This is a genomic window from Mycobacteriales bacterium (assembly GCA_035533475.1).
In the GTDB taxonomy this organism is placed as follows: Bacteria; Actinomycetota; Actinomycetes; order DATLTS01; family DATLTS01; genus DATLTS01.
In genome coordinates, this window is record DATLTS010000039.1 from 1 (window position 1) to 20,023 (window position 20,023).

Below are 20,023 nucleotides of genomic sequence, written 5' to 3' on the forward strand. Positions count from 1 at the left end.
CTGGTCCGGCCGCGCTCGTCGACGACGATCTCCTTGGGCGTCACGCTCTGAAGATACCTAGAGCGACCGCTTACGACGCGCTTGCCCGGCTGGAGGCGACCCCGGAGGCAGCCCCGGTTCTGCAAGCCATCAATCGCAGCCTCGACCGTCTGACCGAGGACCCGTTCAACCCGCGCCTCGGGACAACCGCCTTCCGCACCGACGAACTGGGCGGGGTCAGTGCCACCCCAGCCCGCATCGAGGACTGGTACATCTTCTGGCAGCGTGGCGCGGACAAGAACACGATCGAGATCGTCTTGATCCACCAGCTGCCGACAGCCTCGGGTTGACATGCGAGCGACGCGGCGAAACCGGCGATGCCGAGCGTTCCGGGAGCCGGCTCTCTCGACCGCTTTGGCGACTGGCTGGGCCATGTACGATCCGCTATACTTGGAGCTGTGCTGGAAGAGTCTGCGGGACAGCTGGTGCGCACCGCCCGGAAGAAGGCCGGCCTCTCCCAATCGGAGCTGGCTGCTCGGGCGGGACTGACCCAGAGCGTGATCAGCGTGTACGAGTCGGGGCGACGGCAACCGGCGCTGCCCACCTTGGCCGCGCTGGTCGCGGCCGCCGGCTACCGCCTGGACGTGCGGCTGCGCCGGTCCGACCAGCCCGGCAGCGCCATATCCGGCCCGCTGGGTCGTCGGCTGCGCCGGCACCGGGCTCAGCTGAAGCGAATCGCGGCGACCGAGGGGGTCCGGGTGCTCGGCGTGTTCGGCAGTGTCGCCCGCGGCGAGGAACGCCCAGACAGCGATATCGACCTGCTGGTCGAGTTGCCCGCCGAGATCAGTCTGCTTCAACTTGGCCGGCTAGCCGAACGGTGTCAGGGGCTGCTCGGCGCGGCGGTGGACCTGGTGCCGGAGCCGGATCTCAAAGCTGGGGTGCGTCCCCGCGTGCTAGCGGAACTGATCTCGCTGTGAGCCGCTACCCAGCCCAGCGGCCGTCCGACATCGCCGCCGCGATCGCCGTGATCCGCACCCACCTGGACCGCGGGGAGCTCTCCGACGGTTTGGTCTTCGACGCCGTCAGGGTCCGGTTGATCGAGATCGGCGAGGCCGTCAAGGGGCTGGACGAGACGCTGCTCGCCTCCGAACCGGCTATCCCCTGGTCGCACATCACCGGGATGCGGGATCAGCTCGCGCACCGATACTTCGACACCTCCCACGCCATCGTGTCGGGCACCATCACCCACGACCTCGCTGAACTTGAACGCGCCGTCCAGCGACTCGCCGAGCGAGTGGGAGAGGAATAGCGCGCAATCGCGAGCTTCACCTGCCGCCTGCTCATGCGCTCCGTCACCGGCGTTCTGGGCGTTCAGGCGACCTGCGGGCGAGGGTTCAGCTGGACGACCAGGTCGACCTCGAGGGCGTGTGCCAGTCGTTCGAGGACCGGCAGGGTGGGAAAGGTGCTCCCGCTTTCGAAGCGCGCGACGGCTGGGGGTGGACTTCTCCGGAGTTGCCCTCGAACAGGCCAGGTCGAGCGCCGTCCGGCTCCTGCCCGCCGGTCGTGGTGAGTTTCGACTCGGAACACTGATCGCGACGGGCGTGCCGGCGGGCGTCGCGGACGGGCTGATGTGCGTGGACGCCGTGCAGTTCGCCGATCCGCCGCTGGCCGCGCTGAGCGAGTTCCGTCGGGTGCTGGCTTGCGGGGGCCGTCTCGCGGTGACCTGCTGGGAGGCGTGCGACCCATTGGACGAACGGGTCCTCCCGCGCCTTCGGTGCGTGAACCTGCGCCGGGACCTGCCGGCGGTGGGTTTCGTTGATATTCAGGTATCCGACATGCCGGAGTGGCGGCAGGCCGAGCGGGCGATGTGGGAGGCGGTCGTCGCCGCCTGGGCTGATTCGGATGCGGCTGTGCAGGCCCTGCAGGCTGAGGGTCGACGCTCCCTCGAGGCGTTCGACTCGCTCCGGCGCGTCTTCGCGACCGCCTCCGCGCCCTGAGCGAAGCGCATGCCCCCGTCCCCGCCCCTGCGGCGCGGCCGCACGTGGCGACGGCATGGACCACCGTCCTTAACCGGTGCATTGATCGCAGCGGAGCGAGGTGACCGAAGGGTGATCGCCCTCCTGGATCGCGCCGTACTCCGGGGCATCGACATCGCGATCCCCGCTGGGGTACTCGCCCAAGTCTGGCGAGCCGATTCTCGACAGCACCGTCTACATCTGCTATTGGCCGACGAGACCGTCGAGGCGGCCCCCCTCGATCGCGACGAGGCGCTGGCAGTAGGCGGCCTTTGTGCCCAAAGTGACGCAAGCGATGTTGTCGACGCCTCCGCTGTGACTTGTGCCCGGCTGCGCCAACACGCGATCGTCACCTCGGACCCCGACGATCTACGGCATCTCGACAGTCGCCTGACTCTGGTTCCAATCTGAGCCTCGGCGCGGCATGACCGTGCGGTTGGTTCTCGGGACCGCGGTTGATTCGGTGCCGGGGCCGCTGTTGCTACGGTCGTCTTGATCCTACCCTGGTAGGTGCTCTCGTGGTAGGATCACCTATGGGCGTGGAGAAGATGAGCGTCTCGTTCGACCTCGAGCTGGGGCGGGCGATCCGGCTATCAGCCGAACAGCGTTCGCAGAGTGTGTCCTCCTGGCTGGCCGAAGCGGCGGCCGACCGGCTGCGCAGCGAGGCGTTGGGTGAGGCTGTCCGGGACTGGGAGAAGACCTACGGCCCGCTGACCGACAGCGAGCTGGCGGACGCCGAGCGCACGCTCGAGCGGGCGGCCAAACGCCGCCGCTCCGGCGCGGTCTAGCGATGGGACTGGTGCTCGACTCCGGGGCCCTGATCGCCTTCGACCGCGGGAACCGGCAGGTCGCGGCGCTGATCGAAGCCGCCCGACGCCGTCGCGAGCGGGTGGTCAGTTCCTCGGGATGCGTCGGCCAAGCATGGCGCGGCGGAGGGCCGCGGCAGGCTCGACTGGCCCGTCTTCTCACCGGCGTCGACGAGCGTCCCCTGGACCGAGCCGGGTCTCGAGGCGTCGGTGCGCTGTGTGCGCGGGCCCGGCGCGACGACGTCGTCGACGCACACGTCTGCACGCTTACGCGGGACGGTGACGTCATGCTCACCAGCGACGTCGACGATCTGGGGCACCTGCTCCGCAGCCAGGGCACGACTGCCGAGATCATCCGCTGCTGAACGCCTGCCACGACCAGCGGCCGCCACATGGCGGCCGGGGCCGTACGGTTTGCGCTGTGGTCAGCCGGCCCGGTGCGCGCGACGACGACGGACCAGGAGCAGCCCGCCGACGACGGCCAGCCCGGCGACCGGGACCAGCACGGCCACCGGCGCCTCCGGGGCGATGGCCGAGGGGACGCCGCCGAGCGTGTAGTCGCAGACCGGTCCGCCGCTGTCGACCTTCTCCAGCGCCCCGCCGACCTGCGACGAGCCGACCTCGATGTAGGTCTCGCCCGACGGCAGGGACAGCACGCTGCCGAGCGGCGGGTTGCCGATGTTGGCCAGCGGGACGTCGATCTCCACGACGCCGTTCGGGCCGAGCGTGAAGTGCCCGGTGTCGTTGGTGTTCGCCGACTGGTTGAACTGGTGCGCGCCCCCCGTCGTGGTGACCGTCCCGTCCCCGTACGTGGGGGTGGAGCCCGGTACGGCGGACAGCGTGGCGTCGGCGAAGTAGGTCGTGGCGCCATAGGTCCACAGCGCGTACCACTGCGCGGCCCCCGCGCCGGTGGGCACGGACTCCTGCAGGTTCGTGACGGTGAGGAACGCCCGCAGCTCGCTGTTGTCCGCGGTGACGCTCATCGCGCCGGCGAGCAGCGAGAGCTGCGGGTCGCTGTTGCCGAAGGTGTCGCTCGCGGTGTGCGGGGGGTTCGTCCACAGGCCGCTGGTCACCGAGCAGGTCGCGCCGGTCCCGCCGGTGGAGCACGGATTCAGCCCGGGCTGACCGCAGTCCTGTGCCGCGGGTGCGGCCGTCGTGTTCGTCGGGGTGAACGAGGTGTTGCCGGTCGCGTCCTTGCCGAGCGCGGTGACGTTCGGCGAGCCCAGCCCGGACAGGTAGTCCCAGCCGGGCGGGTCGGCGGGGCTGCGCGGCAGGTTCGTGTAGTAGCCGTCCGAGGTCGGTGGGCTGGAGGCGCCGCCGCCGAGGTCGAAGAAGTCCGCCGCGTCCTGCGTCGGGTTCTGACCGATCGTGTACAGCACCGGGTTGGCGAAGCCGAGGGTGTTCATGCCGTTGGTCTGCGTCTTCGCCGCTGCCTGGATCCGGGTCCACATCCCGACCCACAGCGGCGAGGAGAGGCTGGTGCCGGCCCCTTGGGAGTCGGCGGTGCCACCCATCGTGACCGCGTAGCCGTTGGAGGCGACGTCCCCGGACTGGGCGGCCACGTCCGGGATGCCGCGGCAGGGCGTCGGGCTCGCGTACGGCGTGCCGTTCGGCTGGCTCACGCAGTCCTGGGTGTCCAGCAGGGTGATGCCCTTCTGGTAGGCCGGCTCCGGGATGTAGAAGGTGTTGCCGCCGCCGGTGAACGTCCAGGAGGTCTCCTGCGCGCGGGTGGAGTTCGACGCCGGGGGGGTCGCGGTGTTCTGCGTGCCGTAGAGCACGGTGCCGCCGACCGCGGTCACGTACGGGCTCGAGGCCGGGTAGTTGGTCTCCGGGTAGCCCTGGTTCGCCACCCCGTTGCCCGCGCCGATCACCGCCGCGAACACGACCGGGCAGGACGAGCCGGTGTCGCCGGTGGAGGCGAAGAGCGTCTTGCCCTCGAGGTTGGCCTGCTGCAGCGCGTTGTTCGACTCGGTGGTGAACTCCACGCCCGCGGTCCCGGCCAGGCCGCCGAGGCCGGTCCCGGCGCCGCCCTGGGTCACCGGGCTGGTCGGGTCCTCCTCACACTCGCCGAAGGAGGCGTTCGCCTGCATCGGGCCGCTGGTGTCCCCCTGGAAGGCCTGGATGTCGCCGAGCACGGACGCGTCGGTGAGGTCCTTGGCGAAGTACCAGGTCTCGCCGAACGCCTTGGGCGCCATGCCGGTGGTGGCCTGGCTGTCGATGTCCCATTCCCCGCTGCCGGAGGTGTCCTGGAAGTCGTCGCCGACCGAGTGGATCGTGATCGGGATCTGCGGCAGCGAGAACTCCTTCTCGAAGGCGCGCAGGTCGGTCACCACGCTGGACACCGCGCCTTCGCCGAGCACACCCATCTGCTGGCCCTGGCCGAAGTCCTGGGTCGCGTCGGACAGGTTCGTCGGCTGGCCGTAGATCGACCACAGGTCCTGGGGGGTGGTCAGCCCGACGCACTCCGAGCCGGCACAGATCCCCTGGCTGGGGGTGGGGCCGTGCGGCGCGCTGCTCGGCGGCCGGTGGTTGAACGTGTGCGAGCGGAGCAGGTTGTTCAGCCCGATCACGCCGGCGACGTCCAGCCCGGCCGGGACCGTCGGTCCGTTGCTGTTCGCGAAGAACGTGCTGCCCTTGCGGGTGAACGTCCGGATCGAGACGCTGAACGTCCGCTCGGCCTGCCCGACCGTTCCCTGCAGCATCAGGTACTCACGGGTGTTGGCCAGGTAGGCCGGACGCAACCCGTCGCGGGTCGCCCAGGACAGCAGCGGGGCGAACGTCGCGGCCGGGCCGCCGAAGTCCTGCGCCACCTGGGCGGGGGTGAGGAAGTGGTGGTATTCCGGGCTGCCCTTCGTGTAGATCTCGGTCCACAGCGCGTTCTGGGCAGCCGCGTTCGGGTTCGCGAGCGTGATGCCGACTTCGACCGGCGTGTTCGCCGGGGTCGGCGTCGAGCCCAGCCCGGAAAGGCCCGGCAGCACGTCGGTGCTCAGCACCTGCGTTGGCTGGCCGGCGGCCGACGGCGACGCGGCGGCGGCCAGCCCGGGGGCGCCCGCGAGCCCGGTCAGCAGGACCACCCCGGCCAGGGCGGTCAGGGTCGACAGGTGGCGAGCACGGAACATCGGGGTTCCCTCCCTGGGCGCGGTCGCCACGATGCGAGCCACGTCGTCTCCGGCCTGTTCGCCGGGTTCCGGCCCAGTTCCTGCCGGAGAGGGACAACGATTTTGCGCCCGGCGTCAGCCGGCGGCCACCCCGCTGAGCACCGCCGGGTCGGTGATCTTGTACAGCTTCCAGTCGGGGGTCCAGAAGGTGCCCCTCCAGAAGCGCACGAGGGTGGCGAAGCCACCGCCGTCCGCGTACAGCGTCGGGTAGGCGGCTTCGACCGCGTCGAAGAACGTCGAGGAGGGCACGAGCAGGTATTCGACGTGGAAGCGCGGTGGGTCGGCCACCGCCGGCTGGAAGTCGTAGTCGGAGGTGATGACGTAGGTCCGCATGTCGGGTGCGTTGGCGAGCACCGCGAAGGCGTTGCCGGAGTCGGTCAGGACGGCGCCGTGCCGCAGGTGCAGGGCGGCGATGTCCTGCGCGATCCGCCGCTCGACCGTGAAGCGGATCATGGACTGCCGGTCCTGCGGGGTCGCCCTGACCGGTGCCAGCACCGCGGTGAGCTCACCGGCTTCCTCGCGGCCGAGCGTGGGATTGGTCATGACGGCGTAGCCGGTGACGAGGCCGGGCGCCGCGATGACGACGGCCACCGTGGCGAGTACCACGTTCAGCGCCACCCGGCTGGTCGCGAGCAGCCAGCGCGCGAGCAGGTTGCGGGGCGGATTCCTCAGCGCCGCGAGGTGGTGCCCGGCGACCGACCCGGCGAGCAGCACGGTCAGCGGGATCTCGGCGATGTAGAACCGCAGCCAGCCGTAGGTGTGCCCGGTCGAGAAGGCGAGGACGTCGAACAGCAGCAGGGCGCCGAGCGCCGCCAGCGGCGCGATCACCCGGTTGTCCCGGCGGACCACGGCGAGGGCCAGCGCGCCGGTGATCGCGATCAGCGCGAGCGGCTCGAGCGCGAATAGCTGGTGGGCGAGGTATCCCCACTCCCGGGGGGTGCCGAGACCGGTGACCCGCCGGATGGCCGTGATGCCGCCGCTGACCTGCTGACTGTTGCCGTAGCTAGAGGAGAAGGTCGGGAACCATGCCTTGACGATGATCTTGCTGGTGACCGCCCACAGCGCGACCGCGAAGACGAACGGTGCGCCGGCGAGGAAGCCGTCGACGCTCGCGCTGCGCAGCCGCCCACGCGCGCCCCGCACCGTCGAGCGCCTGGCGGCGACGATGACGACCGCGGCGACCGCGGCGGCGCCGGTGGCGAGCGTCTCGTAGCGCGCGGTGTAACCGAGGGCGAGCGCGAGGCCGAGCCGGACCAGGTCGCTGTCCCGCCCGAGCCGCAGCCACCGGGCGAGGTAGCGGGTCGCGAGCAGCACGCAGAACAGCAGTGCCGCCTCGCTCATCCCGTCGGCGCCGTAGTAGATGACGAGCGGGTGCAGCGCGTAGAGCGCGGTGAGCAGGTAGCGCACCGGGCGGGAGCAGCCCCAGTCCCGCAGGATCAGGCAGACCAGCGCGACGCTGCCGGCCATGAACGCCGCGCTCTGCAGGTCGCCGAGGAAGCCGGTGCCCAACAGTGCCGGCCAGAGCGTCCCCAGCGGCACGAACGGCACCTGAACGAGTGACGGCAGCGGGTTCCACACGAACCCGATGGCCGCGAGGTGCGGGAATCGGCTGTCGACGACGTAGGCGGCGTTCGCCGTCCGGCTGATCCCGTCGACTGAGATCAGGCCGTAGTGGAACGTCAGGGCGACCGCGGTCGCTACGTAGCCCGCCACCGCGAGCAGGAACACCAGCCGGCCTTCGGTGGGGCGCAGGACCCGGGCCAACCGGCGGTGCAACGGCCGCCGGCGGGGCACCCGCAGGACGCTCGGGAGCCCGACCTCGGGCGCGATCGGGTCGGCGAGGAGGGTCATGTCCCAGACTCCGGGCGCCGCGCGGTATGCAGCAGCCCGTGCGTGGTCTTCTCCCAGAACGAGGGGGTCAGCGCGAGCTGCAGCGCGGCCTTGGCGGCGGCGATCGACATCATGACCCAGTACAGCGGGATGACGATCGCGGCCGGGACCAGGTCCTGCCGGCCGATCGCTCGAAGGCTCAGCACCCCGAAGTAGACGACGGCGGTGTTCCCGAAGAGCCAGCAGATCATCGCCGGGTAGTAGACCGGCGCGGGGAACAGGGTGGCCACGCCGTGGACCCGGCCGACGAAGAAGAGCAGGACCATGAACCAGAAGATCGGGTTGATCAACGCGAGCAGCGGCGTGCCGGCGACGAACAGGTTCAGGCCGAGCAGGCCGCGCCAGCCGATCTGTCGGCGGACGGTGCCGGGGTGGCGCATGTGCACGAGCCAGGTCTGCAGGTAGCCCTTGTACCAACGGCTGCGCTGCTTCGCCCAGTTCACGAAGTCGGAGTTGGCCTCCTCGAGCGTGAGCGAGTCCAGCACCATGGTCCGGTAGCCCGATCGGTGCAGCCGGATCCCCAGGTCGGCGTCTTCGGTGACGTTGAACGGATCCCACCCGCCTAGCTCCCGCAGCACGTCCACCCGCATGTGGTTCGACGTGCCGCCGAGCGGAAGGGGGGCACCCAGGCTCACGACCCCGGGGAGCAGGTGGCCGAACCAGGTCGCGTACTCACCGGTGAACCAGCGGGTGATCAGGTTCTGCTTGCCGTTGTAATAGCCGAGCCGGGACTGCAAGCACACCACGTGCGCGGGGAGGTTCTCCAACGCCACCGCGGCCCGGCGCAGCTGAAGCGGCTCGGGGCGGTCCTCGGCGTCGAAGATCGTGATGAGTTCGCCGGTCGCGAACGCCAACCCCACGTTGCAGGCCTTTGGCTTCGTGCGCGGCTGCGACTGGGGGACGACCATCACCCGCACGTACCGCGGCGGCTCGGCGGCTCGGACCGCCGCGAGCGTCGCCTTGTCCTCCGGCTCGACCAGCACGAGGACCTGGAGCTTGTTCGGCGGGTAGTCGAGCGAGGCGATGCTGGCGAGCAGATCCTTGATCACCTCGGCTTCGTGGTAGGCCGGCACCAGGACCGTGTACCGCGGCAGCCTTGCCGGGGCGGCCGCGAGCGCCACCTCGTCGGAGACGCTCACCATCGTGTTCTCCCGCATGCCGCGGCGGATGGCCGCGAGCCGGTAGCCGAGCGACGCGAAGTACATCGCGGTGGCGAGGCCCATCAGGCACTGCAGGGTGAGCACTGGAAAGATCGTCAGCACCACGACGAGGCCGATCCCGGTAGCGACCAGGCCGCGGCCCTGCGTTCGGGTCAAGGTGTGCTCCGCGGACAGCTCGGGCCGGCCGTCGGCCAGCCCGCGGACCGCCTCCCGGGTCACCTCCTCCGGCCGTCGGACGGTGAGCCGCAGCGGTGGCGTCGATCGTCCGGGCGTCCGCGGGCGGGGGGCCCGGGCCGCCGTCGTCTGCGCCGTCACGTGTCGCTAACGAACGCCGAGCGCGGACGTGACGGTGCCGCCGGAGGACCCGGCGGCACCGGTGGCCGAGCCGGCCGCCCGGGCCTGCACGACGGCACGGGCGAAGTGGACGAGGAAGTCGCGGGCGGCGGCTCGGGTCGCGGAGCTGACCCCCGTCGTGGGCGACGACCCGGTGGACCGGACGGTCGCCGAGCCGTTCCCGGCCAGGTAGGCGCCCTGCACCGGCGCCAGCAGGACGATCCGCTCGTAACGGGTGCCGTGCGGGGTGCGCACCGGCCACACCCAGGACAGGCTCATCCAGTCTTCCGGCAGGTTGGGGTCACGGAAGGTGAGCAGGGTGCCCTCCACCCCACCGCCCAGGGTGCGGCTGTCCGGGGCGGACACCCCGAAGCCGTGGAAGTTGTAGCAGGCCTGGATCCCGTAGGCGTTGAACGAGCCGAGGTCGGCGGTGGTCACCACGTCGGCGATCACCGAGGTCGGCTCGTCCGAGGTGCGCGGCAGGTACTGGTAGCGGATCCAGCTCGAGCCGGTGCCGAAGAAGCGCGCGGTCCAGGTGAAGGTACCGACGGCGTCCACCGTCCAGCCCGGCACCTGCGCCGGGTCGGTCTCGAACGCGGTGAGCCGGGGCGCGCCGAGATCGCTCGCGACCAGCGTGTACCGGGACAGTCCGGCGTTCGCCACACCGAGCACGACCGCCGTGACCGCGAGGATCGCGCCGGCGGTGCGCAGCCCGGAGGTCGCCAGCCACGGCGGTGCGCTCTGCCGCCGGGGATGCCGCTTGATCGAGATCGGCCGCAACCGCAGCCCGTAACGCGGCAGCAGCAGCACCATCAGGAGCACGCCGAGGCAGAACAGCGCGAGCCCGATGAACGGGTGCAGCCCGTCCATCGCGAAATGCTCGCCCAGCGCCGAGCCAGCCCAGAAGATCAGCATGATCCGGCCGATGTTCAGCGCGTAGACGAGGACCAGCCCGCTGACCAGCCAGCCGAGCTTGCGCAGCCGGCCGCCCTGGAGGAAGCCCAGGCAGGTGGCGCCGATCAGGAAGAAGCCCAGGAACGAGTCGACGCCTGCGCAGGCCGACGCGACGCTGACCTCGAACGCGCTGCGGCCGTGCCCGACCAGGAACTCCGAACCGTCACCGCCGGCGAGCGCCTGCGCGACCGGCACGTGCTGGACGAGCGCGTGCAACACTCCGAGCGTGAGCCCGGTGAAGCGGTCGAGACCGCGGTTGAGTGCCCAGGTGTAGGGCAGCGGCCAGGCGAAGGCCAGCAGGAGGACCGCTAGCCGGCACCGCCAGAGTGTGCGCACACCGAAGAACAGGGCGATCGCGCCGGCGGTGAACAGTGGCAGCGAGAGCAGGTCGACCCGGTAGTACCAGAACAGCGTCGACATTCGATCCGGCATGAACAGCACGATCCCCACGGCCGCGAACAGCAGCGGCAGCCCGATGATGAAGTCGACCTGGCGGTCGTGGATCTGCGGTTCGCCCTCGTCGGGATGGCTCCGCAGTGCCGCGACGGCCAGGGCGATCATCGGGATCAGGCCGAGGTAGGCGAGGGGGGTGTCGAGCCCCAACGTGCGCAGCAGCGTCATCAGCGAGTAGTGGTAGGCGAGCCCGACGGCACAGACCAGCGCGGCCAGCCGGCCCCAGGGGGAGCTGGCGACGAACCCGCCGAGCGCGCGGGCCGCGGCCGCGACACCTCCGAGCGGCCCGGCCAGCCAGCCCGTCGACCCGGCGACGCCGTCCGGCGCCCCGGTTCCCTGCGCGACCGCCATTGGTCGACCCCCTGCCTCGGCTGAGGGTTTCGTCGTCGGCGGGGGTAATCCTCCCTGCCGCGGCCGACCGTTACACCGGGGCGGAGGACCGGGCGAGGGCTCCGGCCAGGGCAGCGAGGGCCGGGTCTCCCGGACCCATGCCCTGATCGCAACCCGAGGGTGCGGCCGGTACCCAGTTCCACGCCAGGTACCCGGACAAGCCGACCGCGTAGCCGGCTGCCGCTTTCGCGGCCAACCGGTTCGCTCGGGTCCCGAGCGTCATCGCGCAGGCGGTGCCCGCGGTTGGCCCCGCGAGCATCCCTGCCTCCTCGACGATGATCGGCCTTTGATCCTGGCCCGCGTAGCCGATGTCCTGGCGCAGCGTCGCGGGCACGGTGGTCGTGTTGTCGCCGTAGTCGTGGTAGGTGAGCACGTCCAGCCCCGGGCTCGCCCCGACGTAGCGGTAGTCCGCGAATTCGGTGCCGCACTGGTTGTCGGTCCCGACGAACCCGGCGGCGACCAGCGAGCCGGGGTCGAGCGTGTGGATCTGCCCGCCGACCGCGTCGAAGAAGCCGCGCATGAGGCGGGCGTCGGAGGACTCCACACGCGTCGTGCAGGGCGCGGTCTGGCACTGGTAGCCGTAGGTTGGGTGGTTCGTGCATGCCGACGCGTCCGGCTCGCTCACCGGCTCCCACATGCCGACCGCCGGGGAGGAGCGGTAGCGGGTGACCACCTGCTCGAGGAACGCGTCGAAGGGCTCCCGGTTACGTCCGCCGTCGGTCCAGACCGTGCTCCGGTAGCCGCCGGCGTACCAGGCGGCGTCGTGCCAGTGGTCGTCGTCGCAGACCCCGGCCTGGCTGGAGAGCACCACGTCCAACAGCTGCCCGGCCGCCGCGGCGTCGCTGAACACCCGGTCCAGCCCGCTGAAGTCGAACTGCCCGGTGTGCTGGTCGATCGCGAGGTACTGGTATGCGTCCAACCGGACCATGCTGTGCGGCGGCAGCGAGCGGAAGAGGTCGGCGAGCTGGCCGTCGGTAACGGCGGCCCCGCACCAGGTGTTGAGCGCCGGCGCGGTCGCGAGCTCGTAGGCATTCACTCCGGTGAACCGGTAGGGCCGTCCGTCGAGCAGGAGGGTTCGCCCGCTGCGGCGCAACCCCGACGCGGGCCGGGGCGGCCCGCCGGCCGCGCTGGTCACGACGGCGGGGCCGCGGCTGCCCGGCCCGAGCCGGGCCGGCGCTACGCTGCGGCCGAGCCGGGGGGGCAGGCGGAACCTGACGTTCCCGGCCGCCGCCGCCGGCCGCCGGGGGCTCGAGGCGGCGGCGTGGCGCACGCTCGTGGCGGAGGCTGCCGGTCGGCCGCTCCAGGGCGGTCCCGCGGGCCGATGCGTCGAAATGGTCGTCGGTCCGGTGCCCGCCAAGCCGACGACGGCCACGGCAGCGCTGAGCAGGCCGCCCAGGGCCTGCCGACGTGGCAGGCGCGTCGACCGAGACGTCCAGTGCACGGCAATCTCCCCGGTCGATCGGCCCACCGGGCGCAGCTTGCCCGCTACCGGGGTTTCGGCAGGCCGGCGCGGGTGCTTGACCCGGGCGGACCAGCGCTCGGTAGCCCGAACGGCAGCGGACCCCGCGCCAGATGGCGCCGGGGTCCGCTATTTCCTTCGGGGGTGGCCCCGGGGGCTACGCCAGGTGCGCGCCGGCGCGGGTCCGCCGCCGGTTCGTGTAGTAGCCCGCGCCGATCAGCGTGAGCAGACCGAGCCCGGCGAGCAGCGCCACCATCGGCGCCTCGGGGGTGATTCCCAGCTGAAGCGCCACCACGCTGAGGTCGATCGGCGCGGTCTGGTCGACGTTGTCGAAGAACCCGATCGAGCCGTCGCAGGTGGCCGCGTTGGTCGTGGTCGAGCTGGCGCTGCAGACCGTGCCCGGCAGGGCAGCGTCCGCGTTGCCGGTCCAGCCGGTGAGCCCGTACAGGATGTGGTTGGTGGTGTCGCTGCCCGTCCCCACGCCGCCGACGTCCGCGACCGGGACGTCGATCTCGATCGTGTTGTTCGCCGTGTCGACCGTGCCGGTGACCGCCGTGGCCTCGCTGTTGGCCGCGGTCGTGTACTCGAGGGCTTTCGGCTCCCCGTCGTTGTAGATCGACAGCGGCCGCCCCGCCGAGTAGGACATCCCCCCCGTGGGGTCGCTGGTCGCCTGGGCGTACCAGAGGTCGTTGTTCCAGTGCCAGGTGACCAACCAGTTCGCCCCGGTGTGGGGGGCGATGACCGCACTGCCCGGCCCGCCGCTGAGGTCCTTGACCGTGAACAGGAACTTGAGCACGCCGGTGTTGTTCGGGTCGGTCAGTGCCTGCAGCTGGGTGATGTCGGCCGCCGGGTCCGGGGTGCCCGTCAGGTTGTGTCCGGCCGTGGCCACGATCGCGTTCCCGGCCGGGTTGGTCACGACCGCGCAGGGCGGCCCGGTGCAGCTGGCCGCGCTGGTGCCGACCTGGCGGACGTCGAGGGACTGACTCAGCCCGCTGGTCGGCGCCGGCACGTCACCGCCCCGCAGGCTCGGACCGGTCGCCTGCTGGACGTTGGAGATCAGGCCGGCGCCCTGGGTGCAGCTGGCGGCGCAGGCGGCGCTGTTGTTGTCGTCGACGTACTGGATGACCGCCCGGCCGGTCGGGTCCATCCTCACCTGGAAGAAATCCAACAGGTTGCGGTCACCGCCGGGCGGGGTTTGCGCCGTGCAGCCGATCCCGCTGAAGCAGATCGACTCCTTGTGCATCGGCGTCTCGGAGGCCTGCGTGTCGGTCCAGGTGGTCCCACCGTCGAGGGACTGGGCCATGTGCAGGTACCACAGCGCCGGGGTGGTGTCCGGTGAGTACGGCAACCCGGCGGTGGTGCCGTAGTAGACGACGTCCACCCGGCCGCCGGCGCCGGCGGCGATCCACGGCATGACCGCGTAGTTCACCCCGGGGATCGGGGTGGCGCCGACGCCGTCCCCGCTCGAGGCCGGGCCGTTGAGCGGGGTCGCGGGGCTCCAGGTGCCACCCGGGACCGGCACCGAGCAGTTGCCGAGCCTGGTCCCGGCGGTGTCGGTGGAGTGCGCGAACCACAGCCGCCACGGGTTCGGGTCGTTGGCGACCGAGAAGACCGTGTACACCTCGCCGTTCGCGTCGATCGCGCCGGCGACGAAGTCGTTGGTCGTGCTGCCGACGAGCTTGCTCGAGGTGGGGATGTTCGACCAGGTGTGGCCGCCGTCGCAGGAGATGTTCACCTCGGTCCCGTTGCTGTTCGTGCCCATGAACTCGTACAGCGTGGGGTAGCTCTTGCCGCCGATGGTGTTCACCAGCGTGGGGTTGATGACGAGCGGCCCGGGCCGGGAGCCCACCGCGCTCGAGCCGCCGATGCAACTCGAGCCGGTGGTCGTCGTGCAGGCCGTGCTCCAGGTTGCGCCGTTGTCCGGCGAGGTCAGCGCGGCGTCGCCGCCGGGCGGGGTCTCGCCGGTGTCGTAGACCATGTACAGCTGATCAGCGCTGGCCCCCGTCGGCTGATCGGCCTTGGGCCAGACCGCCAACCACTGCCGGTCGGTGCCCGGCGGGTTGGTGACCGCGGCGGTGTTGCCGCTGGTCGTCATGTTGCACGCCTGGCCGGACACGTTGCCGCTGCCCAGGTCGTTGAAGGTGTCCCCGCCGTTGTCGGAGTAGGAGCAGGAGATCGTGTCGAGGCCGTTGAGGTCCTCGAACTGCACCCGCTGCGGGCCGCCGGCCACCCCGGGCGTGCTGAGCTGGACTTCCGCGTCACCGCCACCGCGTGAGCAGTCCGGCCGCAGCACCGCGGCCGCCGGGTTGGGGCACGCCTCGCCGATCGTGGAGCCGTGCAGGTTCTTCCACTGCACGCCGCCGTCGGAGCTCTTCCACATCAGGCTGACCGTGGTGCTGAACCCGTAGGGGGCGCCGGAGTACATGTCCTGTCCGTCGCTGGAGATCGCCAGGTCCGGCTCGCCGTCCGCGTGCTGCGGGTCCACGGTCACTTCGTGGCTGAACGTGGGCAGGTCCGCCGACGCGGTGCTCGACTGCGAACTGATCGGGAGCACGGTCGCGGTGGCCGCCACCGTGGACGTGAAGCTCTGCGCCGTGCTCGGCAGGGCGGTGGCGTTGTCCGCGTCGGTTTCGATGGTGTATGTCGCGCCGGGGGCGAGGTTGGTCGCGGCGACCGTCGTGCCGGAGGCGAGGCAGGTGTGCGAGGCGAGCACGTTGCCGGTGGGTCCTTCGATCGCGATGTCCAGGCAGTTGGCGCTGGTCGGATCGCTCGGGGTGTACTGGGGCGTCACCGCGAGCGTGAACGTGTACGTCGGGGTGGTGAAGCCGCCACCGTTCAGCGTGACCGGCTGCTGGTCGCAGCCCGCGCTGTCGCCGCCGCAGACCGGCGCCGGCGGCCCGTTCGGGTCCGGCTCGAACGGCCCGAGGGTGGCGCTGTAACTGGCGGACGAGCCGTTCGAGGTCACCGAGATCGGCGAACTGGCGGCCACCTTCCGGGGTGTGGGCGCGGCTTCGGCCGGCAAGGCGAGCGCGAGCATGGCGAGCAGCGAGATCGTTCCGAACAGCGCGACGTTGCGCCGGCGTGCGTGCATGATCAAACCCCTGATGTCCCGGATCCCCGATGGCCCTGTGGGCCGCAGCGGGAGTACACCGGCGGCTGGGGTTCGCGTCAAGGGAGGTTCACGCGGGGCCGGCCGCATCAGCGGGTAGTTCAGACCTCGGGGTCAGGCCCGAGCCGGTGCAGCTACCGGTTTCGCTACCCGCTGGTACCCACCTACCCAACGCGTTGCGGGCTCCCGGCAGGAGTCGCCGGCCCCGCGGCGTATTCCTCGTCCAGCCGTCCGCGACGAACGGCGGGTATCCGCCGGTCGTCGGCGGCTGGGGAGGTAAGACATGCGCGCAGGGGTCGGGTCCCGACTGCTCGCGCTGACCGGCTTGGTCGGCTTTTCGTTGACATTGGGTGCTGCGCCGTCGGCGCATGCGCTGGGCTCGAGCTGCAGCCCGGGCTCGCCGGAGACGAACCTTGCGCAGAACGGGTTCACCTGCCCGGTCCAGCTGCCCAGCTCCGGTGGCCTCGGGGAGCCGACGCTGATCGCGGACGACGGTGCCGGCAACGCCGGGGTGCCGCGGCTGTTCGTCACCGCCCCGCAGGGCGTCGGCAACGTTCAGACCGCCGGCGGCAGCCCGCTCTACACGTCGACCGACGCCGGCGCGACCTGGTCGGGGCCGGTCCGTTCGCAGGAGTGCACCGGACTGTCCGGCGGCGACACCGACCTCGCGGTGGACGCCAGCGACAACGTCTACCAGACCGACCTTTGGCTCGGGAATTCCTGCCTGAGTGTCTCCGAGGACCACGGCGGCTCGTTCACCGCGGGCGACCCGTACGGGCAGCAGCTGCAGCCGGGCGACGACCGGCCGTGGCTGGCCTACGACGGCACCATCGCCAACGGCGGCGAGCTCTTCGGCGTCTACGACGGCTTCAACGGCCTGCACATCGCCAACACCGGCCCGCTGGTGAGCCCCGCCCTCGGCATCCAGTCGGTCTCGGACAACGTGGTGATCCCCGAGTCCGCCGTCTCCGGTGGCGCGACTCCTTCCGCGAGCGTGCGGCAGTGCGTCTGCCCGCCGGGTGGGGTGACAGTGGACAACAGCAACGGCACCCACCGCGGCCGCGTGTACGTGTCGTTCAGCGACGCCAACGGTCTGCGGGTCGCCTACGACGACCCGGACCTCGCCGGCACCACGCCCAGCGGAACCTGGACGTACACCGCGATCAACGACGCGTCCAGCGGGTCGGCCTTCCAGGACGAGTGGAACTTCGCGCCGATCACGGTCGACCCAAACGGCACGGTCTACGTGATGTGGGCACACGCAGCCGCGTTCGCCTCGAGCACCGCCGGCGCCGGCGGCGTCCAGGAGTACTACGCCTACAGCAAAGACGGCGGGGCGACGTTCAGCACGCCGGTGCTGCTCTCCGCCGAGGACGGCACCGGCGGTTCGGGCGGGACCACGACGTTCCCGACCATGCATGTGGTTTCGCCCGGGGTCATCGACGCGGCCTGGTACGGCACCTCGAGCACCGGTGACCCAAACCAGGTCCCTTCGACCGCCACCTGGAACGTCTACTACGCCCGGGTCACCGCGGCGGACACGGCGACGCCGAGCGTCTCCGCGCCGGAAGTCGCCGTTGCCGACATGCACAACGGCTGCATCCAGACCGGCGGCGGTGCCTCCTGCTCCGACCGGAGCCTGCTGGACTTCTTCACCGTCACCGACGCCTCGGGCCAGCCGAACATCATCTACACCGCCGGCGATGTCACGAACGGCGCGAACCTGTACTTCACGAACCTGACCACCGTCCCGGCGAGCCTGCCGGAGGCGCCCGTCACCGTGCTCCTCGTCCTGGCCGGCGCGCTGATCGTCGGTGTGGTGTTCGTGCGCTCGGAGAGGAAGTCCCGCCGGCTACAGCCTCGGTGATTCCGCACGCCTGTCCGCCCCGAGCTCGGCCTGGGCTGCGGAGAGGGCGGCCGCGTCGAGGTCGTGTCAAACGGGCCGGGTTTCGAGCGACGCAAGGTCTCGGACGGCGTACTGGTGGTGTTCCCACTCCTCGTTGAGGATCACGTGAAGGCATTTCTGAACCGTGTGCGGTCCCGCCGGGTGACCCGGAGCTCCCGGGGGGAGGCAGACACGGTCGAGCTCCTCTGGTGTGACGGCCGCGATGGCCTGCTGCACTTCATCCATTCGGTCTCGGCGCACGGCGAGGACCTCGTCCAGTGACGGATTGGCGGCGGGATCTATCCCCCAACTGGAGGGATCCGTGAGCCAGGAGCCGGCCAACCCCCATGGGTGGTACGGGCGGTCGTTTCCCTTGACCATGCGCCGCAGCCAGCAGTCGGTGGCGAGGACGAGGTGGCGGAGCGTTTCGACGAAGCTCCACTCGTCGTCTACTCGGTCGAAGAGCAACCGCGGTGGCAGCGCTCGGGCACGAGCGACCGTTACCTGCCAAATGCCCTCGATCATGGCCCACGCCTCGGCCAAGCCGTCCGGATCCGTCGCCCGCAACCTCGCCCGCTCGGGGAACCGCCGTTCCAACTCGGCCATCACCAATGGGGCCACTTCGACGCCGTTCAACCGGAGCCCTTCGAGATCTCCTGAGATGTCGGCGCCGGAGAACCAGCCGTCCGTGATCTTCGCGCCCTCGAAGTTCGGAGCGTGTAGGCGGGCGTCAGAGAACTCGGCGTCCTCGATGCGAGCACCCGCCAACGACGGGCCCTTCTCGTATCCCACACGTCACCCCCATGGCAGCTTCCCCGACGTGGAGAGCATGACAGATGCCTGATAGCGCGTGGCCGAAAGAGGCGAGCACCGGTTCCTATCAGGAGCCCGCTGTGGCTCCACCGTTTCCGAAGGAGGGCGCATGCTGATCGCAATTCGACCCGCACAAAGGTTCACACACCGCGGGCGCGGTGGACCGTGACGAAGTCGAGTTGGCGCGCGTGAAGGTTCGCGCCGACCGCTGGCTGAGCCGCAGCGGACGAGGGCGGCGACGATCCATCCGCGCGGTCGTGGGACAACCACTGTCCGCAGCCCCGCCGCTGCCAGGTCGACGCACGGCTGCGCAGAACGGAACCGTCGCCCGTTGCGAACGTCTTGTCGACATGACACGGCGCCACACTCAGGCGCAATAATCGGTGAATGGCCAGCCGGACGAGCACCCATCGACGCGAAGCCATCTGGCGGTCCGAGCGCGAGGCCAGCCGCATCGACGCGGAGAATCCCGCCGCGCAGACCGAGCTCCGGGAATGGGGGGCCACCCTCGAAGATGGCCTCGACTGACAGTGCCCCGCGTCGCGGAGAGGTCTGGCTCGTTGCGCTGGGCGCCGGACGCCCTGGCGAGCCGGCCCCAGCTGGCTGGAGGCGAGTCAGCGGTTAGCCGGCAACTTGCTGCGGCCGGCCGTACAGGCTGGTCAGTAGCCCGTCGCGCCGTCGAGTCGTTCCCGTAGCAGATCCGCGTGCCCGTTGTGCCTGGCGTACTCCTCGATCATGTGGACATACACCCAGCGCACGTTCATCTCCACCTTGCGCTGGGTGTGGACGAAGACCTCGTCCAGGTCCCGGCCACTCGCAGCCTCGCGGGCAAGCTCGATCTCCCGTTTGAACGTGGCGAGGTCGTGTTCAGCGTCGGCCTCCTCGACGTGGTCGAACTCGCCGTCGGGGTCCGCTTCGCTGGAGTAGAGGAAATCGACATCCTGTCCGGCCACGCGGCGGCGAAACCATCCGCGTTCCACCTCCGCCATGTGGCGGACCAGCCCGAGCAGCGACAGGTTCGACGGGTCGACCGCGCGTTGCCGAAGCTGATCGGCATCAAGCCCGCTGCATTTGCCAAGCAGCGTGTCGCGGTGAAAATCCAGCCACCCTTCGAGCATCTCTCGTTCACCCGCGACGGGCGGTGGGTCGCGGCGGACGGTCTGCGGCGCGGTCCAAGTCATGCGCCCAAGCATGAGCGGCGCGCGCGGCGATTCGCAAGTTCAATTCCGACCCGACAGACCTAGGCGTCTCGGACCCGAACCCGGATCGCGGGCGGATCACGCTGTCCGCAGAGTGGGCCGGCCTCGTTGATTAAGGAATCACGGTGGGTGGGCCTCGCTTCGCTCTGCCAGGTCACTCGAGCCGCTCGATGCCGTCGTTGGGGTTGGGCGGCGCACGGCCCGGCGATGCCGCTGACGATGCGCTCCCCGGCGCCGCCGTGAACCTGGCTTGGCAGCCCGGAGGGAATGATCGATCATGATCGGGTGCGGGGTGCGGGGTGCGGGGTGCGGGGTGCGGGGTGCGGGGTGCGGGGTGCGGGGTGCGGGGTGCGGGGTGCGGGGTGCGGGGTGCGGGGTGCGGGGTGCGGGGTGCGGGGTGCGGGGTGCGGGGTGCGGCTG

General features: G+C 70.9%; 17 protein-coding genes. 9 read left to right on the forward strand and 8 right to left on the reverse strand.

The window, feature by feature from the left end:
• The 7 genes from VNG13_08365 to VNG13_08395 all read left to right on the forward strand — a co-directional run.
• A partial coding sequence (locus tag VNG13_08365; GenBank protein HVA60535.1) for a hypothetical protein occupies positions 1 to 329 on the forward strand: 329 nt, incomplete at its 5' end.
• 108 nt (positions 330 to 437) lie between these two features.
• Positions 438 to 956 carry a helix-turn-helix domain-containing protein gene (locus VNG13_08370; GenBank protein HVA60536.1) on the forward strand — a complete coding sequence of 173 codons (519 nt, stop codon included), beginning with the start codon at positions 438 to 440 and terminating at the stop codon, positions 954 to 956.
• Entirely contained in the window at positions 953 to 1,288 is a 336-nt protein-coding gene (locus tag VNG13_08375; GenBank protein ID HVA60537.1) for a HepT-like ribonuclease domain-containing protein, read from the forward strand. The genes VNG13_08370 and VNG13_08375 overlap by 4 nt, the downstream gene beginning before the upstream one ends.
• A 118-nt stretch (positions 1,289 to 1,406) precedes the next feature.
• A complete protein-coding gene (locus VNG13_08380) occupies positions 1,407 to 1,976 on the forward strand; it encodes a methyltransferase domain-containing protein (GenBank protein HVA60538.1) in 570 nt (189 codons plus the stop codon).
• Between the two features lie 111 nt (positions 1,977 to 2,087).
• Complete coding sequence (locus tag VNG13_08385) at positions 2,088 to 2,405, forward strand: hypothetical protein (protein HVA60539.1); 318 nt, start codon at positions 2,088 to 2,090, stop codon at positions 2,403 to 2,405.
• A 122-nt stretch (positions 2,406 to 2,527) separates the two neighbouring features.
• Entirely contained in the window at positions 2,528 to 2,782 is a 255-nt protein-coding gene (locus VNG13_08390) for a hypothetical protein (GenBank protein ID HVA60540.1), read from the forward strand.
• 2 nt (positions 2,783 to 2,784) lie between these two features.
• Entirely contained in the window at positions 2,785 to 3,165 is a 381-nt protein-coding gene (locus tag VNG13_08395) for a hypothetical protein (GenBank protein ID HVA60541.1), read from the forward strand.
• A gap of 60 nt (positions 3,166 to 3,225) precedes the next feature.
• On the opposite strand, the gene VNG13_08400 is transcribed toward VNG13_08395, so the two are convergent.
• The 6 genes from VNG13_08400 to VNG13_08425 form a co-directional block, all read right to left on the reverse strand.
• On the reverse strand, positions 3,226 to 5,961 hold the full coding sequence (locus VNG13_08400; protein HVA60542.1) for a S53 family peptidase: 2,736 nt from the start codon (positions 5,959 to 5,961) through the stop codon (positions 3,226 to 3,228).
• A gap of 72 nt (positions 5,962 to 6,033) precedes the next feature.
• A complete protein-coding gene (locus tag VNG13_08405) occupies positions 6,034 to 7,809 on the reverse strand; it encodes a hypothetical protein (protein HVA60543.1) in 1,776 nt (591 codons plus the stop codon).
• Positions 7,806 to 9,323: a glycosyltransferase gene (locus VNG13_08410; GenBank protein ID HVA60544.1), complete on the reverse strand. Its 1,518-nt coding sequence runs from the start codon at positions 9,321 to 9,323 to the stop codon at positions 7,806 to 7,808. The genes VNG13_08405 and VNG13_08410 overlap by 4 nt, the downstream gene beginning before the upstream one ends.
• Before the next feature lie 6 nt (positions 9,324 to 9,329).
• Positions 9,330 to 11,099 (reverse strand): exosortase/archaeosortase family protein, encoded by a 1,770-nt coding sequence (locus VNG13_08415; protein HVA60545.1) that lies wholly within the window; start codon positions 11,097 to 11,099, stop codon positions 9,330 to 9,332.
• 70 nt (positions 11,100 to 11,169) lie between these two features.
• Positions 11,170 to 12,606, reverse strand: coding sequence for a hypothetical protein (locus tag VNG13_08420; GenBank protein ID HVA60546.1), 1,437 nt, complete (start codon positions 12,604 to 12,606; stop codon positions 11,170 to 11,172).
• A 148-nt stretch (positions 12,607 to 12,754) separates the two neighbouring features.
• Positions 12,755 to 15,688: a hypothetical protein gene (locus VNG13_08425; protein ID HVA60547.1), complete on the reverse strand. Its 2,934-nt coding sequence runs from the start codon at positions 15,686 to 15,688 to the stop codon at positions 12,755 to 12,757.
• A 301-nt stretch (positions 15,689 to 15,989) separates the two neighbouring features.
• On the opposite strand from VNG13_08425, the gene VNG13_08430 reads away from it, so the two are divergent.
• Positions 15,990 to 17,573, forward strand: coding sequence for a hypothetical protein (locus tag VNG13_08430; GenBank protein HVA60548.1), 1,584 nt, complete (start codon positions 15,990 to 15,992; stop codon positions 17,571 to 17,573).
• Between the two features lie 66 nt (positions 17,574 to 17,639).
• Here the strand turns inward: VNG13_08430 and VNG13_08435 are convergent, their stop codons facing one another.
• Positions 17,640 to 18,383, reverse strand: coding sequence for a DinB family protein (locus VNG13_08435; GenBank protein HVA60549.1), 744 nt, complete (start codon positions 18,381 to 18,383; stop codon positions 17,640 to 17,642).
• A 408-nt stretch (positions 18,384 to 18,791) separates the two neighbouring features.
• Between VNG13_08435 and VNG13_08440 the strand changes: the two genes are divergently transcribed.
• Positions 18,792 to 18,932: a hypothetical protein gene (locus VNG13_08440; GenBank protein ID HVA60550.1), complete on the forward strand. Its 141-nt coding sequence runs from the start codon at positions 18,792 to 18,794 to the stop codon at positions 18,930 to 18,932.
• A 131-nt stretch (positions 18,933 to 19,063) separates the two neighbouring features.
• Here the strand turns inward: VNG13_08440 and VNG13_08445 are convergent, their stop codons facing one another.
• Positions 19,064 to 19,585 (reverse strand): DinB family protein, encoded by a 522-nt coding sequence (locus VNG13_08445; GenBank protein HVA60551.1) that lies wholly within the window; start codon positions 19,583 to 19,585, stop codon positions 19,064 to 19,066.
• Positions 19,586 to 20,023 lie beyond the last annotated feature (438 nt).